Below are 16,478 nucleotides of genomic sequence, written 5' to 3' on the forward strand. Positions count from 1 at the left end.
TAGGTTCATATACGGTGTATTGATATTACTTAATACTAGTTTTTACATTGCAAAGTGCAAATACAAATGAAAAACAGTTTTGAGTAACTAAAATGCAGATTAGATAGAAGTGGACTATGGGATTTTGACTATTACGTATGGGTTAAAGGACTGCTTGGAAGGCATGTAATAGGGGGCTGTGAGCCCCCTTTATAGTAACTTTTGTCGTCAGGTTATAGTCAAACGACTATAACAATATGACTATGCTTCAGCAGTTACTTTTGCTGTCGCAGCTTTAACTACTTTTTGTACTTTTGCTGGTTCAGTTTTTAATTCGCTGATCATTTGTGCAAGCAGGTCGATTTTGCTCTCAACTTCATTTAGTTTTTGACCTTGAACACCTGTAAAACGACTAGTGATACTTTGCGCTTTAGTTTCGATTGTTTCTAAAGATATTTTTTTACCTAATAGCGCAGAAACTTGTTCTTTTACTTGAGGTTCAACTTGTGTACCGCGCTCAACTAAAGATTCAAAAAGTTGTGTTGCTTTATCTGATGACTTTGATGCTTCATCAACGATTGTGCCATAAACACCAAAACCTGCAGTGACAGATGTTTTTGCTGTTTCTTTTGCGACATTGTAGATAGTTTCTACTTGGTTTAGTAAGTTAGCCATGGTTATCACTCCTAGTGAAAGTATGTAGATTAAGGTTTCTTTTCAGTTGAGTTAATCATATTAGTTTTATTTAGAAATCACATTCCAGAGCAAATAAAAATGTATAGAAGTTGAAATAAAACGACAGGGTAAGGTAATTGTCGAAGTAGAAAATAAAAATGCATTACCCAAGGTAATGCATTTAAATTTACTGAGTAATCGCTATTTTTTTAATTGATACACCCCGGTTGTACCGCTGATTTCATTGGTAACTAATAAAAGTGGTTTGTTATTTGGGTTGTTGTTGGCAGTAATGAGATTCATTCCTTCTGGGCCTAAATATAGGGCATATGTAATACACATTTTTGATGCTTAGATGACAATTTTGTGAAATGTTGAGATTCATCCAGCTAAATGGGGGATTTAAAGTTATACTTTCGCTTCTTCAAATTCCCAAGTTGCTTATATGAGTTGCTGCTTGGGTGAATTATTCGTTTGTTAATAAGGATAGAACAATCATGGCGTTCAAACATATTGTAATGTGGACTTTGCTAGACACTGCTAATGGAAATGATAAAAGCACAAATGCTAAATTAGCGAAAGAAGCACTTGAAGCGCTTAATGGTCAGATCCCTGGGTTACAACATTTGGAAGTGGGCATTGATTCTCTACAAGGCGCAGGCTCTTACGATTTAGTATTAATTGCTGATCTGGACTCTCGTGCGACATTAGATGTGTATCAAGATCATCCTGCACATCAAGCAGTATTACCTATGATGAAAAGCATCACGAGTCAGCGCGCCGCCGTAGATTATTAATTTGCTTTAAATCGATAAATATAAGAAAGGAGAGCGCTTGCTCTCCTTTTTGCATTTTATAACATAACGCTAGGGGTTAAGGCCTAAGCCTTGTGCGAAAAGGTAACACGTAAGTTATGCGCCGCTGTGACCATGTTTTTTAATGCCGCTTCTGTTTCTGGCCAACCGCGGGTTTTAAGACCGCAATCGGGGTTCACCCATAAACGCGCAACATCAATGTATTCACTGGCATTGGTGATTAGCTGCGTCATCCATTCAACACTCGGTACATTTGGTGAGTGAATGTCATAAACACCTGGGCCAATGTCATTTGGATAGCTAAAGTCAGTAAACGCAGACAATAATTCCATATTAGATCGAGACGTTTCAATCGTGATCACATCTGCATCTAATGCCGCGATTGAAGGCATAATCTCGTTAAACTCGCAGTAACACATGTGAGTATGGATCTGAGTATTATCTCTTACGCCTGACGCACTGATGCGGAACGCTTTTGTTGACCAATCGAGATAAGCTTGTTGCTCGCAGCTACGTAGCGGTAGGCCTTCGCGTAGTGCTGGTTCATCAATCTGAATGACTTTAATGCCAGCTTGTTCTAAATCAACGACTTCATCACGAATAGCTAAGGCAATTTGGTTAGTCTGTTCTTCACGGCTAATATCATCACGTGTAAACGACCAACATAAGATGGTCACTGGACCTGTAAGCATGCCTTTCATTAGCTTGTTGGTTTGCGCTTGAGCATATTGACTCCAAGCAACAGTCATTGGTGCAGGGCGAGAAATGTCACCAAAGATGATAGGTGGTTTAACGCAACGGGTACCATAGCTTTGTACCCAACCGTTTTTAGAAAATGCAAAGCCATCAAGTAGTTCACCAAAGTATTCAACCATGTCATTGCGTTCTGGCTCACCGTGTACGAGTACATCAAGGCCCAGTGCTTCTTGGCGCGTTACCACATCTTTGATTTCAGCTTGCATTTTGGTGATGTATTGGTCTTGGCTGATCACATTTTGTTTAAATTGATTACGTGTCTGACGAATATCACTGGTTTGTGGGAATGAACCAATCGTTGTTGTCGGAAACAGTGGTAGATTCAACTCTTGCTGCTGACTTGCAATACGTTGGGTAAATTCGCTGTGGCGTTGTGCATCTTGGTCTGTGATTGCTGCAACACGGGCTTTAACCGCAGTATTATGAATGCGTGTTGATGTTGCACGTGATGATACGACTGCTGTTGATTCTCTGAGCTGTTGCGTCAAGGTCTCGTTGTTAACACCATTTAACACAGCATTGATGCTGCTGATTTCAGTTAATTTTTGTGTTGCATAAGCTAACCAAGATTTAAGTTCGCTATCAAGCTTCGTTTCATTATCTAAGTCAACTGGACTATGTTGTAGTGAGCATGATGAAGCGACCCACAAACGGTCACCTAATTGCGCTTTTGCTTGTTGTAGTGAACTGACCGATGTGGCTAAATCATTACGCCAAATATTACGGCCATTAACGATACCTGCCGATAAAATTGCGTTAGCTGGCAGTAGTGTTAATGCCGTTTCAAGTTGCTTAGGCGCGCGAGATAAGTCAATATGGAAACCATCGACAGGCAAGGAGAATGCAAGTTCGGCATTATCACCAAGTGCGCCAAAGTAACTTGTGAGTAATAGCTTGTTAGTACCTTGTGCTAATGCTGCATAGCTGGTGGTAAAGGCTTGTTGCCAGTCATTGGTTAGGTCTTGTACTAGAATTGGCTCTTCGATTTGCAGCCATTCAATGCCTTCTGCTGCAATGTTAGCGAGTAATTGCTTATAAGTTGTAACAAGTTGAGGTAGTAGCGCTAATTTATCAAAATCACTGTTGGTTTTGCTTAATGATAAGTAACTTACCGGTCCTAGTAGCGTCGCTTTAATTGGGAAACCAAGTGTCTTTGCTTCTTGTATCTCTTCAATTAATTGGTTGTAGCTTAATGTGAACTGCTGATCTTCGTTAAGCTCTGGTACGAGGTAGTGATAGTTAGTATCAAACCATTTCGTCATTTCGCACGCTGCAGCTTGTTGACCACAGCAAGGACTTGAACCACGCGCCATATTAAATAGGGTATCAAGCGTGATTGTCTCTTCTTGATGACGAGCAGGGATAACACCTAATGTCGCCGATAATGCTAATACTTGATCGTACCAAGCAAAGTCGCCGACAGTGATGAAATCTAAACCTGCATCAATTTGTTGCTGCCAGTGTTTTGCACGCAAGGTTTTACCTACGGTTTCTAGCTCAGCTTTAGTAATATCACCTTTCCAGTATGACTCAATTGCTTTTTTTAATTCGCGGTCAGCTCCGATACGCGGGAAACCTAATATGTGTGATTTAGCCATTTGCAACTCCATTTGATTTATTTGATGTGTTATAAACACTCTTAAACGTAAAGCCGTTTAGATGGCTAAAGTATTCATCATTATCTAACGTGAATCAAATTCATATTTTTACTGATTAAGTTGAAATTAATTGAAGTTGGCTTTATGCTGAATTTAGTCATCAGGTTAAAAGGAAATTAACGATGCTCGAAGTTAAGCATTTGAAAACCATTATTGCATTAGAAAAAACAGGCTCGTTAGTCGAAGCATCAGAAAGTCTTTACATGACCCAATCAGCGTTGTCGCATCAGATTAAAGATCTTGAAGAACGTTTAAATACGCCGTTATTTATCCGTAAAACCAGGCCATTGCGCTTTACGGTTGCTGGTGAGCGGGTACTGAAACTCGCGAAATCAGTAATGCCTATGTTTACTAATACAGAGCGTGATATTAGCCGGTTACTATCAGGCAATGCCGGGCGTTTACACATGGCGATTGAATGCCATAGTTGTTTTCAATGGTTAATGCCTGCGATTGACGTGTTTCGTGACCAGTGGCCTGAGGTGGAATTAGATTTGGCCTCTGGTTTTAGTTTTGCGCCTTTACCGGCACTAAAACGGGGGGATGTCGATTTAGTCGTGACCTCCGATCCACAAGTTTTATCCGGTATTCATTACGAGCCGCTATTTAGCTATCAACCAATGCTCGCGGTAAGCCGTCATCATATGTTGGCGAGTAAGTCGTATATTGACCCTGAAGATCTGGCGACTGAAACTTTGATAACCTATCCTGTTGAGCAGGAACGTCTTGATATATTTAATTTATTTTTAGACCCAGCAGGAGTATCACCACATGCAATCCGCCATGCAGAATTAACCATTATGATGTTGCAATTAGTGGCGAGTGGGCGCGGGGTCGCGGCATTACCTAATTGGGCATTAACCGAGTATTTAGAGAAAGATTATATTCTTGCCAAGCCACTTGGTGAAGAGAGTTGCTGGACAACCTTGTATGCAGCAGTCCGTGTTGAGCAACTTGAAATGCCCTACATGAGTGAGTTTTTGAAAGATGCTAAAGCGAGTTCTTTTCAGCAGCTGAAAGGGATAAAAATAGCCAACTGATTAATGAGTAAATACTAAATATTAAAAAGGGAAATATGTACAACGTGTGTATTTCCCTTTGTTATTCACTGTTATCACATTTTATCGCGGCAGATTCTTGATTCTAAAGATAGAGAACACCATAAAACAGGGGGTTACTTCTCATCTAATAGTTGTTTAATCAACATTCTGACGGTATCAATATCAAATGGTTTATCACATAGCGCGGAAACACCAGCTTGCTTGACTGCTGATAGTTGCGCGTTACCTTCTTCAGATGTGACCATCATGATGGGCAGATAAGACAACTCTGGATTCATTCTGATTTTTTCAACTAATTCTTTACCGTCCATTTCTGGCATATTGTAATCAGTCACGATCAAGTCAAAGGTATTTTGTGCCAAATACTCGAGTGCTTCAACGCCATTTTCGGCAGATGTAACGCCGACAATACCCATACTATTTAAGACTCGGCATATATGTTTTCTGGCGGTTAAACTATCATCAACGACTAAGATGCTTAATGCTGTCACATCATATAAATCGAGCTCCATTTCTTCTGGCTCAATGTAGCTAAGTGTCGCATTTAGCGCGCGTTGCAGATCTACAAACTTAAACGGTTTAGGTAAAATGGCCACTGCGCCTGCTTGCTTTACTTTATCAAGCACTGAAAAACGTTGCTCGCTGGAAATGAGCATAAAAGCGATGTTTTCAGTGAGTCGATTTGATTTAACAAATTCGGCTAATTCAGCGCCTGAGCCATCTTCAAAATACATTGCGCTGATGATTAGATCGGGGATGAATCCCGTTAAACTCTGCTTTGCTTGCGCAATTGAAACGACACATTCGATGTTATCAACACCGGCGTCTTGCAACTGCGTTTTAATGAATTTATTTTGTGTAGTCGAAGGCTCAATTAATAAAATAGACAGATCACGAACTTCAAGACTCATATTATTCCTTTTTATATAAGTTTATATTACTACTAATTAACTAATATCCGATGAATGTAGCTAATTAGCCTGTATAAAATATCCTGACTTGGCATAAGAGTCTAGTTTTACTGTGATGAAAAGTGACTTTGATTGTTGATATTTATTGTTTCCGTAGGTTCTTTATCTGTCTCTGCTTGCGTAGGCTAGATTGTCGTAATCACAATAAGCAGCGTGGGTTAAATAGCTGCTCTTCGTCATAGGTGGGGAGGGGTAGCCAAGCAATCGGTTACGACTGCTTGGTTTGTGTTTATCAGTGAATGGTATGAATTAATTGGTTTCAACTGTGTTTGTGTTTGTTGTTGATAAAGTTGTTGGCAATGTCGTTAGCTGCGTTGTTTCAATAGGTTCGTCTTCAATGTTCGCATCGATCGTGTTTTCATCTTTAGGGGTATCTTCAAGTGTCGTACTGGTGACATTCTCATCTTTAGGGGCATCTTCAAGTGTTGTACTGGTGACATTCTCATCTTTAGGGACATCTTCAAGTGTCGTATTGGTGACATTTGTACCTTGAGGTGCATTTTCAAGTGTGATGGTATTACTAGCGACTTGAACTGATTCAGCCTCAAATTCGCTTAGCATTGCTGATAGCTCAAGTTTAAAGGTACTTACTTGCTGCTTATAGGATAAATCTGACAGATCTTGGCCTAAAAATTTATGTCCTAAGTCTTCAACTGTAGCACGGTAATTTAGCACAATTTGTTCGCGTTGCTTTTTATTCAGTTTATTAATCCAATTGACATCAATGCTCACATGCTCTGCACTTTTAATATATTTATCAGCTAAGTTTGCAGCGTCATTTAGAGCTATTACGTCTCGTGGACTTGAGGTAATGACTGTTGTTAGGTTTTGTAGTTCCTGTTGAACTCGGTTGTAGCTTTGCGGAATTAAGCGCTGATTTAATTGCTTAAATTTATCTTCTAGTGGCGAGTAATACTCGGCAGTGACAATGTTGATTTCTAGTTCACTGAGTTTCTTCTGTAGCTTATCACGATTTGCGACTTGTCTTGATGAGGCATTATTCGTTTCGATATTGTGAATTAATTTACTCATCGATTTATTAATGTAGGTAAAATCACGCTGCCAAGTCGGTGTTATTTTAGGTGATAGATATTCAATATCAGCGAGTGGTTTAGATAAAAAAGCAATGACTTTAGCTTTGGTTTGTTCTGCTCGATCTAATCCATTACTGGCTTCACGAATACTGGTAAATACTTGTTCTTCAGAAGGTCCACCAAAGAATCCTTGGTCACTAGGATCAAATCTGTTCACTATGTCATGCATGTCAGTAATGTTTTGTTGGATCGATTTCCAAGTCTTTGGTGCATAAAATGTGAAGTTCTCATCACTGGCTTTAAGATAGTTTTGTTCAACTAGGGCTACCGCATCATTTACTCTTTGATTCGCCTGTATATTGATTTCCGCTATTCTTTGTAATTCAGCCGTCGATGCCACTTTATTATCGAAACTAGCGCAACCTGTAACAAGTGTGAGTAGCAGAGCTGTGTGAGTGATTTTTAACATTCGCATATTGTATGTCCTAAACTAGAGGAAATTTGCAGAGCCTCATTTAAGACTAGCGATGCTTTGGTTATTTGCAGCTAGAATGGTAAGTGCTGACGTTATGCGGTTTAAAAATCAAGAGGGAAAGTCGAGGGGGAATCAAACATAAAGTGCGGGATCTTAATTGCTTAAGATGAATTCTGCAGCTTAGGTAGTGAAGACTAAACTACAGAAATAAATTTATATATTGACGCTTGTTGTCGGTAAACTAAAGCTAAATGTTGTCCCTTGGGATAGTACACTTGATACCGAAATATGAGCATGATGCAGAGATAATAGTTTTGCTACGATAGCGAGCCCTAATCCCGAATTTCCTTGCTGACCATTGACGGTATTTTTAGCTCTAAAATGCGCATCAAAAATATGGTCGACATCTTCTTTGGGGATCCCCACACCAGAGTCTGCGATACTAATGATAAGTTGGTTATCTTTCGGTTTAAGCTGGATCTTAATGCTGTCGCCAGACTGGCAATGCCTTAGTGCATTATCGACTAAGTTAGTTAGTACTCGCTCTAATTTAGCAATGTCGGCAATGGCTTGTAGGCTAGGATCCTTAGGCTCAACAGATAAAGTGATGTTTTTTTGCTGTGCCTGAAGTTGAAATTTACTCAACACATCTTGTGCAAGTTCAGCGACTGCTACCGGCTCTTGATATAAGCTAACGGTATTGCTATCTAATTGTGCTAATTCGATAATTTGTTCAACGAGACGCTGTAACTGATTGGCATTTTTTTGCGCAACTTGGATAAAATCAGTTCCTGCAGCGTCTGGATATTGCAGTAGCCAAGTTTCCAGATAACCTTTTAATGAGGCCAGTGGTGTTTTTAAGTCATGTGATATGTGTGAAAGCATTTCTCGACGCAGTTGCTCAGTTGATTTTATCTGTGTCAGTTGTTTATTGATTTTACTTTCTAATGAGCCGAAATTGTTATGCAGATTAATAATTTCGTTAGCGGCATATTGATCGGGAATTGAATTAGAAACAGTGCTGAAATCACTATTCACAAAGTTAGCCATATCTTTGTCTAACTGACTGATAGGGCGAACAAGCCGTGCAAAAATAAAGACTAACAATGCAAAAGCCAGTGCAAAGAATATAATCAAGGCGGCAAGGATCTTATACATGTCACTGTCGAATGCTAAATTCTTTACGATACTGTCGTATTTATCACCGCCGAGGATCACAAAGACATAACCAATTTGTTGGCTATTTTTAAATATTGGTGCAGATGAGAACAGTTTTTGTTGATCTGGGCTTCTTGGATTATCTGCATAAATCGGATAATCCGCGCCCTTAATGAAACGCTCAAGGGGGGCGGTGTTAATGTTATTACGTTTTATCTTACTGGGTTCTGCTGCGTATACTAAAAGTTGACCGCGGTTATCTGTAATGTATATTTCATACCTTGGGCCAAGTAGCATTAAGCTATGAAAGGCCGGTTTGAGTGCTGAACGACTAATATCGCCTTGCTGTAAATCATCAGAATAATGGATAATTTGTTGAGCGAGGTTCTTGTGAAGCGTTTGTTCGACACGGGCAGAGTTGGTATCTGTGATCGCGCAATAAATAACAAACAAGCCGGTTGCCATGATGACAAACAATATAATCAACGGGAATGTTATCTGTCCTAGTAAGGATCTATGTGACATCGTTGACCTCCAGTTTATAACCAACGCCCCACACTGTTTTAATGTATGTCGGCTGTGCTGGGTTTGGTTCTATTTTATTTCTTAATCGATTCATGTGTGAGTTAACAGTATGTTCATAACAATCGTTATGGTAATCCCATACTTCAGCGAGCAACTGTTCTCTGCTGTAAACGCGGCCAGGCGATTTAGCTAAAAATAACAATAGTGAAAATTCAGTACTGGTGAGAGTAATTAACGTGTCGTTTCTACGTACACTGTGTGTCGCTTGATCTATGATCAGATCGGCAATCTTAATTTTCTCAGGTTCCTCATTTTTCACCGCTTGTACATTGCTGCGACGTAGTAGCGCCTTAACACGTGCCTGTAATTCTAAAACACTGAAAGGTTTTGCGAGGTAATCATCCGCGCCTGCTTCAAGACCTTGTACGCGGTCTAGTTCTTCAGTACGTGCTGTGAGCATCATGATTGGTACAATAGCGTCGGTTGAACGTATTTTTTTGCATATGTCTAGACCGTCCATATCGGGTAGATTGAGATCTAACAAGATAAGTTGGAAGGTGTGTGCGCTTAATTGCTGAAAAGCATCCTTGGCGTTATGGCAACAAATGACCTTATTACCAATCATTTCTAGATTGATGCGTATTAAATTAGCGATATCCTGCTGGTCCTCGACCACCAATACATGTGTATCCATTGTATCCTTACCTCTTATACTATTCGATATTTAGCCATCGTATTATTGTGTTTTATAGTAATAGTAACTGTGAAGACAAAACATATTCGTCTTATTTAGTGCGATCTACGTTGGGTTTTTTATAACTGCTTGTATCGATATCATACATCTGCAACTTAATTCATGCATTTTTATTTATCTTGGCTACCGTTAAATTATACCCCACGAATAGAGTGTAACAGCATGCTTGGTCAGATAACTGAAAGTGATAAATTAATTTTGTTATACCAATTTGAAACGCAAGGTGAATTAGCACCTGAGTCAATCATTGATATCTCTGATGAAGAAGCGCGATTTATCCGAACATCGGGTGAATATATTCTCTGGGAATCGAGTAAACGTGATTTTGATTATCCCGAGGTGGCTAATTCACATTGGTTAGAAACGACCTATTTAGGTCAAGCGGCTAAATTAGATTGTCTGCAGTCCCGAGATGCGATTTTATGCCCGTTATTTATGAGTAACCAATTTCGTGGTGAATGGCATATTCACAATGGATTTTTGCGAATGAACATAGAATCATCTCATCATCAAATGGAGTTATTTTCAGTTGCCAATGATGACTGTAATATTCATTCATTGTTATTATTTAAAGATAAACAACTAAAAGGCGCTGCAAATATAACGTTAATGGTTTAGACATCGGATGAGTATACCTCCAATTAAACACCTGTTTGATAAACAAAACCATTCAATACCATAGTTAAATCTAATCAATCCTCACTAAAGTACCCTGTAAATTATCGAATCATTATTTCCAGAGTAATAATTTTTAACCTCTATTGCTGTAAAATTAGTCATCAATCATGGCTGAAATGGCTAAAATGTAAAAAAATGACACTTTATAATAAAAAGTAACAAGTTATGTCTTTTTATTTCATGGTGCTATTTTTACATTTTATCACCTTTTGACATCCTCATTTATTTCAAACGAAACCCAATTGACTTGGTCACGTAAATCCTTGAAGAATAAACCAATTTATTCTTGTAATTGTGACTTCAAAGATGTTTTAATTCGAGTTAGATAATTATTTATTTTTCTTTTAATCCACATTTTAGATTCCAAATTCCATTTAAAATGCGGTAAGTTAGAATAAATTGTTGTTGCGTTAAGTCACATTTTTGTGAACAATCGTTAGTGACAAATTGCTCATTTCATTTTTATTATGAGTGGGTTAAATTCGATATTTTGTACTGATGCTTCTCCGTACCTCATGTTTTATGAGATACACATGGAACGTAGTATTTTATCTTTGATGTTGAAACAGACAGGAACAGATGATGCAAATAGGTATACCAAGAGAGAGCCTCAAAGGTGAAACTCGCGCTGCTGCAACGCCAGCAACGGTTGAGCAGTTACAGAAACTTGGCTTCACAGTATTGGTTGAAAGCAATGCTGGACAACTAGCTAGTTTCAGTGACGCTACTTTTGAAGCGGCAGGTGCGACAATATCTACAGATACCAAACAAGTTTGGGCTTCAGATATTGTACTTAAAGTTAATGCGCCAGCAAATGACAAAGAAATTAAGTTATTGCAAAAAGGCACTTCGTTAATCAGTTTCATTTGGCCTGCCCAAAATGAAGAACTGCTAGAGAAACTTGCAAAACGTGAAATCAACGTTTTAGCAATGGACTCTGTGCCGCGTATTTCACGTTCACAGTCACTTGATGCATTAAGCTCAATGGCTAATATCGCGGGTTACCGTGCAGTAATTGAATCTGCAAATGAATTTGGTCGTTTCTTTACCGGTCAAATTACTGCTGCTGGTAAAGTACCACCTGCTAAAGTGTTGATCATTGGTGCTGGTGTTGCTGGTCTTGCCGCTGTCGGTGCTGCTGGTAGCTTAGGTGCGATTGTACGTGCTTACGATACGCGTCCAGAAGTTAAAGAACAAATCACCAGTATGGGTGCTGAGTTCTTAGAAGTTGATTTTGAAGAATCAGCTGGCTCTGGTGACGGTTACGCGAAAGTAATGAGTGACGACTATAAGGTTCACGAGCAGAAAATGCTTGCTGACCAAGTTGCTGATGCTGATATCGTGATCACCACTGCACTTATTCCGGGTCGCCCTGCGCCACGTCTAATTAGCCAAGAAATGGTTGATGCGATGAAAGCGGGTAGTGTGATTGTCGATTTAGCGGCTGTGAATGGCGGTAACGTTGAACCAAGTGTTGTAGATAAAGTGATTACCACTGACGGTGGCGTTAAAATTATCGGTTACAACGAAATGGCTCGTCGTTTACCTGCACAAGCATCTCAGCTTTATGGTACCAACTTAGTTAACCTGCTTAAGTTATTAACACCAGAAAAAGACGGTGAAATGAGCATCAATTTTGATGATGTTGTTCAACGTGGTGTGACGGTTATCAAAGACGGTGAAATTACTTGGCCTGCGCCACCAATTCAAGTTTCAGCCGCTCCCGCAGCTAAAAAAGAAGAAGTGACAGCAGCACCAGCTAAGCCAGAAAAGAAAAAAACAGGTATCTACAAAGCATTACTTGCTGGTGGCGGTATCTGGGCATACTCAGCGTTAGCAAGCTATGTACCTGCTGAATTCTTAAATCACTTAATGGTATTTGCACTGGCTTGTGTGATTGGTTATTACTTGATCTGGGATGTTGCTTCATCACTGCATACGCCGCTTATGAGTGTGACTAATGCTATTTCAGGTATTGTTATCCTTGGTGCTTTCTTCCAAATGGGCGCAGAGAGTGGTCTTGTAACCTTCCTCGCATTCCTAGGCACATTTATTGCCACTATCAACATCGCCGGTGGTTTTGCCGTTACTGAGCGTATGCTGAAAATGTTCCGTAAATAAGGATTTTTATAATGTCTCAAGAATCAATCGATGCTGCACAAACTGCGATAAACGCAGCACAAGCAGCAGTAGATGCAGCAACACAGGCTGCACAAGTGGCACAAACTGCGGTTGCAGAACAAGCGCCAGTAGTTATTGAAGCTGTACAAGAAGTTGCTGTTGCAACAAGTGGTAAAGGTATTTTAGAAGCGGCTTATATCGCTGCTGCGGTACTATTCGTACTTGCTCTTGCTGCACTATCAAAGCAAGAAACAGCACAAAAAGGTATTTTCGTTGGTATTCTAGGTATGGTTGTCGCGGTTGTTGCAACTTTATTTAGCAGTGACGTAACGAATATCGGCTATATCATTGCCGCTATGCTTGCTGGTGGTGCATTTGGTGTACGCTGGGCAAACAAAGTTGCGATGACTGAAATGCCTGAAATGGTTGCTATCCTAAACAGCTTTGGTGGTTTAGCGGCAGTATTCATCGGTTACAACAGCTATATCGAACACAGTATTACAGAACCAGTTATGTTAAGCATTCACTTAACGTTGATCTTCCTGGGCGTATTTATTGGTATCGTAACATTTGTTGGTTCATTAGTTGCTTGGGGTAAATTGAACGGTCGAGTTAAATCGAGCGCGTTAATGTTACCACACCGCCATAAAATGAACTTAGCAGCATTGCTAGTGATTGTGTTCCTAATGTTCTCGTTTGTTGGTGCTGGCCTTGAAGGCGACACTGCTGCATTAGTTATCATGAGCCTTATTGCCATTGTATTTGGTGCTCATTTAGTATTATCAATTGGTGGCGCAGATATGCCAGTTGTTGTCTCTATGCTGAACTCTTACTCTGGTTGGGCTGGTGCGGCTACAGGTCTTATCTTAGGTAATGATCTGTTAATCGTAACGGGTGCACTCGTTGGTTCTTCAGGCGCAATCTTAAGTTATGTAATGTGTAAAGCGATGAACCGTTCGTTTATCTCTGTAATTGCTGGCGGCTTCGGTAACGATGTTGCTGCACCAACAGGTGATGAAGAGCAAGGCGTTCACGTTGAAACATCTGCTGCTGAAGTTGCAGAGATGCTAATGGGCTCTAAGCGTGTAATCATCACTCCTGGTTACGGCATGGCTGTTGCACAAGCACAGTACCCTGTATTCGCTATCACGAAGAAATTACGCGATGCGGGTGTTGATGTTCGCTTTGGTATTCACCCTGTTGCGGGTCGTTTACCGGGTCACATGAACGTACTACTTGCGGAAGCAAAAGTACCTTACGATATCGTATTAGAAATGGATGAAATCAACGAAGATTTCAATACCACTGATACTGTACTTGTGATTGGTGCCAATGATACGGTGAACCCTGCGGCGAAAGAAGAAAACTCGCCAATCTCAGGAATGCCAGTACTTGAAGTTTGGAACGCGACTAACGTTGTGGTATTCAAGCGTAGTATGGCGACTGGTTATGCTGGTGTTCAAAACCCATTGTTCTTCAAAGAAAACACAACTATGCTATTTGGCGATGCTAAAGAGTCTTGCGAGCAGATTATTTCTGCAATGTAAGTGGGTTTTAGTTAGTTGATTTGTAGATACGAAAAAAGGACATCATTTGATGTCCTTTTTTTATGCCAAATTATTATGCGTTTAGTTGCATTGTCATAAACAAAATTATGGATATTGCCGGATGTGGCTAGTTAAGTATATTAATTAAATCATGATGTTGAACTGTACTCAATTTGAGTTAGAATGATCATATTGAACGAACTGATTTAAAGTAGGTATATATATTATGGCTGATGTGAAATGGGAAGCTGCACCTTCGGGTCTTACAAGTGGTGATTTAAACGGTTGGAAACGACGGATGGCGCTAGCTTGTCCTAGCCCTAAGTTGGGTCAAATGGTTGCTGTCGAGACGGATGATAGCGATGGGAAAGTTATTCATATTGGTTATAAGTGTATACGTGCTGATGGTGAGAATAGTTCTTGGCGTCGCATGAAAGGCACTGAAATTGTTATTACACCGGAAACTATCATCATTAAAGGAGCTGTCACTGAAAGTGGGCAGCAAGCAACGCTGAGTGATGTATTTTTAGGTAATGCGAGTACAAGCTCTGGTATTCCGGTAACTATGTCAGATGACGGACCTGGGGTTTATCTTGGTGACGGTGTTTATGTATCTGCGGAAGATTGTTGGTTTTAAGTATTTTTGATATTTCAAATTGTCTAAATTAGGTTGTAGTTTTTCTAAAGTATTTATTTTAACACTACAACCAATTATGCTGATTTTTATTCTACATTATCTAAAAGCCCATCTATAATCTGATAATCAATTTCCTTGATTATGTGTTGTACTAGATCTATTAGATTTACCACATCTTGCTGAGATACCATTACTAAAGACCCATCAGTCTTCTTACCGTTACGGTGAACAATGTCATGACGTATATCGATGGCAGCATCTAATTTCGAGATTTTATCTTTGGGAAATTCACATAGAAGTACGTTCTTGTAAAGTCCTGTTACCGTGTCTAAGTTGTGAAATGATATCTTATCAATTTCTTCATTCAGTCTTTCATCTAGTGTGTCGAGAAATTCAAATACACCTGACTCTTTTACGTTTTTATTGAATGATTTAAAGTGTTTAACAAATCGTCGTTTGATTGCATGACGGTTCAGCACTTGTTTTTTCATAGTATCAGATAAATATGCTTCAACTGTGCTTATTGCAGTTGCGAAAATCATCCTCTGAAGAATTTTATTTTCACTTGAATTGTTCAGCGTTGACAATTCATCTAGAGACTGTTTGAAGTGCTCATGAAAGACAGTTCTACCAGCTTGAATCTGAGCTATATCTTCAAAATCATCTACCCATCCGCCATACACGAGGTCAGAAATATTTAATTCGCAAATGTCGTCATCATTACACATATCAAACAATATAATGGCATACGACTCAACATAGGTGCATGGGAAAGTAGAACCCATGAAACCTAAGCTGTGATCGTATACACCTGCAAGTGGAGATAGCATCAGCGAAAGCAAAGGTTCATCTGGAATATAGACATCTCGATTCATTATTGCTTGTTCAGTGTAGTTATCACTCATTTCTAGTGCTATAGGTACAGCCTTTTTCCAGTCATTAAAACTTGTGTTTTGAACTATTTCTAATTGAGATGTTATTCTATCAACCATATTAGAATTAAATTGATCGTATTTACTTTCCTTGTCCTCTTGATATAAGAGAAGCATGTCTTTCATGTTCTGAACCCAAATCGATCTAGTATCGTTGAAGTCACACTCGACTGACTTGAGATCATTGCCAGCTAGTTGTAATCTTCGACGAAGAGTCGCTACATTAGTGCGATAACCAATGATGTTTTCTGGGTCGTACTCATCTTCTTTGTTGGCTATATAACGCACTCTATCTGCTTTAGTAAAATACCACTCATCATAAGTATTCTTCCAATCAATCAATCCATTACCATTGATCTTTATCTCTGCATAGCTACCCAAAATGAAACCTCTGCCTGATCAGTTAAATTTACTACTCATAACCAGCGATATGCTACAAGCCCAGTTTTATTGATTTGATATATTCTAAAGTGAACAAAAATAAGTACTTCTATTAAGGTGATAATCTATAGCTATATGAAATATATAGATAAATCAGTATAAGGTAATGATATCACTGAGCAGCCCTTGTTTAAAGTCTCAGCTACACAGCTTTGATGAACTTGATTAGATGCTCGATTGATAAGACAAGTTGATAGTATAGAGTCTTTTAAATTTAATAAGGTCATTTATAACAAAGGTTTAGACTGTTATAGTGGCTAT

The 16,478-nt window shown here is 39.3% G+C and carries 13 protein-coding genes; 6 read left to right on the plus strand and 7 right to left on the minus strand.

The genetic code is table 11. The annotated features are described in order from the left end of the window. Window positions 1-240 precede the first annotated feature (240 nt). Window positions 241-654, minus strand: a complete 414-nt coding sequence (locus FR932_RS04600; protein ID WP_019442876.1) for a hypothetical protein — start codon at window positions 652-654, stop codon at window positions 241-243. A gap of 497 nt (window positions 655-1,151) precedes the next feature. Between FR932_RS04600 and FR932_RS04605 the strand changes: the two genes are divergently transcribed. Further along, window positions 1,152-1,451 carry a Dabb family protein gene (locus FR932_RS04605; protein ID WP_019442874.1) on the plus strand — a complete coding sequence of 100 codons (300 nt, stop codon included), beginning with the start codon at window positions 1,152-1,154 and terminating at the stop codon, window positions 1,449-1,451. Between the two features lie 83 nt (window positions 1,452-1,534). Here FR932_RS04605 and metE read toward each other — a convergent pair whose 3' ends face one another. Continuing rightward, a complete protein-coding gene (gene metE / locus FR932_RS04610) occupies window positions 1,535-3,823 on the minus strand; it encodes a 5-methyltetrahydropteroyltriglutamate--homocysteine S-methyltransferase (protein ID WP_019442873.1) in 2,289 nt (762 codons plus the stop codon). A 182-nt stretch (window positions 3,824-4,005) separates the two neighbouring features. Here metE and FR932_RS04615 point away from each other — a divergent pair, with 182 nt between their 5' ends. Further along, window positions 4,006-4,923, plus strand: coding sequence for a LysR family transcriptional regulator (locus tag FR932_RS04615; protein WP_019442872.1), 918 nt, complete (start codon window positions 4,006-4,008; stop codon window positions 4,921-4,923). Window positions 4,924-5,057: 134 nt separating this feature from the next. Here the strand turns inward: FR932_RS04615 and FR932_RS04620 are convergent, their stop codons facing one another. From FR932_RS04620 to FR932_RS04635, 4 genes are all read right to left on the minus strand, one after another. Further along, on the minus strand, window positions 5,058-5,855 hold the full coding sequence (locus FR932_RS04620) for a response regulator (RefSeq protein WP_019442871.1): 798 nt from the start codon (window positions 5,853-5,855) through the stop codon (window positions 5,058-5,060). A 309-nt stretch (window positions 5,856-6,164) separates the two neighbouring features. Then, a complete protein-coding gene (locus FR932_RS04625) occupies window positions 6,165-7,424 on the minus strand; it encodes a hypothetical protein (protein WP_019442870.1) in 1,260 nt (419 codons plus the stop codon). A 213-nt stretch (window positions 7,425-7,637) separates the two neighbouring features. Beyond that, entirely contained in the window at window positions 7,638-9,107 is a 1,470-nt protein-coding gene (locus FR932_RS04630; RefSeq protein ID WP_026032245.1) for a sensor histidine kinase, read from the minus strand. Beyond that, window positions 9,097-9,801 carry a response regulator transcription factor gene (locus FR932_RS04635; protein ID WP_019442868.1) on the minus strand — a complete coding sequence of 235 codons (705 nt, stop codon included), beginning with the start codon at window positions 9,799-9,801 and terminating at the stop codon, window positions 9,097-9,099. The genes FR932_RS04630 and FR932_RS04635 overlap by 11 nt, the downstream gene beginning before the upstream one ends. Window positions 9,802-10,023: 222 nt before the next feature. On the opposite strand from FR932_RS04635, the gene FR932_RS04640 reads away from it, so the two are divergent. The 4 genes from FR932_RS04640 (at window position 10,024) to FR932_RS04655 (ending at window position 14,844) form a co-directional block, all read left to right on the plus strand. After that, a complete protein-coding gene (locus FR932_RS04640) occupies window positions 10,024-10,479 on the plus strand; it encodes a hypothetical protein (protein WP_019442867.1) in 456 nt (151 codons plus the stop codon). Window positions 10,480-11,121: 642 nt separating this feature from the next. Next, window positions 11,122-12,660, plus strand: coding sequence for a Re/Si-specific NAD(P)(+) transhydrogenase subunit alpha (locus tag FR932_RS04645; RefSeq protein WP_019442866.1), 1,539 nt, complete (start codon window positions 11,122-11,124; stop codon window positions 12,658-12,660). 11 nt (window positions 12,661-12,671) lie between these two features. Then, window positions 12,672-14,207 carry a Re/Si-specific NAD(P)(+) transhydrogenase subunit beta gene (pntB, locus tag FR932_RS04650; RefSeq protein WP_019442865.1) on the plus strand — a complete coding sequence of 512 codons (1,536 nt, stop codon included), beginning with the start codon at window positions 12,672-12,674 and terminating at the stop codon, window positions 14,205-14,207. A gap of 226 nt (window positions 14,208-14,433) precedes the next feature. Beyond that, window positions 14,434-14,844, plus strand: a complete 411-nt coding sequence (locus FR932_RS04655) for a hypothetical protein (protein WP_019442864.1) — start codon at window positions 14,434-14,436, stop codon at window positions 14,842-14,844. 86 nt (window positions 14,845-14,930) lie between these two features. Here the strand turns inward: FR932_RS04655 and FR932_RS04660 are convergent, their stop codons facing one another. Then, window positions 14,931-16,157: a HEPN/Toprim-associated domain-containing protein gene (locus tag FR932_RS04660; protein ID WP_019442863.1), complete on the minus strand. Its 1,227-nt coding sequence runs from the start codon at window positions 16,155-16,157 to the stop codon at window positions 14,931-14,933. Window positions 16,158-16,478 lie beyond the last annotated feature (321 nt).

The organism is Moritella marina ATCC 15381 (assembly GCF_008931805.1).
GTDB lineage: Bacteria > Pseudomonadota > Gammaproteobacteria > Enterobacterales > Moritellaceae > Moritella > Moritella marina.

Bases quoted from the DNA above. Each gene is read 5' to 3' on its own strand.
- FR932_RS04600 (WP_019442876.1), bottom strand. From the start codon at position 654: ATGGCTAACTTACTAAACCAAGTAGAAACTATCTACAATGTCGCAAAA.
- FR932_RS04605 (WP_019442874.1), top strand. From the start codon at position 1,152: ATGGCGTTCAAACATATTGTAATGTGGACTTTGCTAGACACTGCTAAT.
- metE (WP_019442873.1), bottom strand. From the start codon at position 3,823: ATGGCTAAATCACACATATTAGGTTTCCCGCGTATCGGAGCTGACCGC.
- FR932_RS04615 (WP_019442872.1), top strand. From the start codon at position 4,006: ATGCTCGAAGTTAAGCATTTGAAAACCATTATTGCATTAGAAAAAACA.
- FR932_RS04620 (WP_019442871.1), bottom strand. From the start codon at position 5,855: ATGAGTCTTGAAGTTCGTGATCTGTCTATTTTATTAATTGAGCCTTCG.
- FR932_RS04625 (WP_019442870.1), bottom strand. From the start codon at position 7,424: ATGCGAATGTTAAAAATCACTCACACAGCTCTGCTACTCACACTTGTT.
- FR932_RS04630 (WP_026032245.1), bottom strand. From the start codon at position 9,107: ATGTCACATAGATCCTTACTAGGACAGATAACATTCCCGTTGATTATA.
- FR932_RS04635 (WP_019442868.1), bottom strand. From the start codon at position 9,801: ATGGATACACATGTATTGGTGGTCGAGGACCAGCAGGATATCGCTAAT.
- FR932_RS04640 (WP_019442867.1), top strand. From the start codon at position 10,024: ATGCTTGGTCAGATAACTGAAAGTGATAAATTAATTTTGTTATACCAA.
- FR932_RS04645 (WP_019442866.1), top strand. From the start codon at position 11,122: ATGCAAATAGGTATACCAAGAGAGAGCCTCAAAGGTGAAACTCGCGCT.
- pntB (WP_019442865.1), top strand. From the start codon at position 12,672: ATGTCTCAAGAATCAATCGATGCTGCACAAACTGCGATAAACGCAGCA.
- FR932_RS04655 (WP_019442864.1), top strand. From the start codon at position 14,434: ATGGCTGATGTGAAATGGGAAGCTGCACCTTCGGGTCTTACAAGTGGT.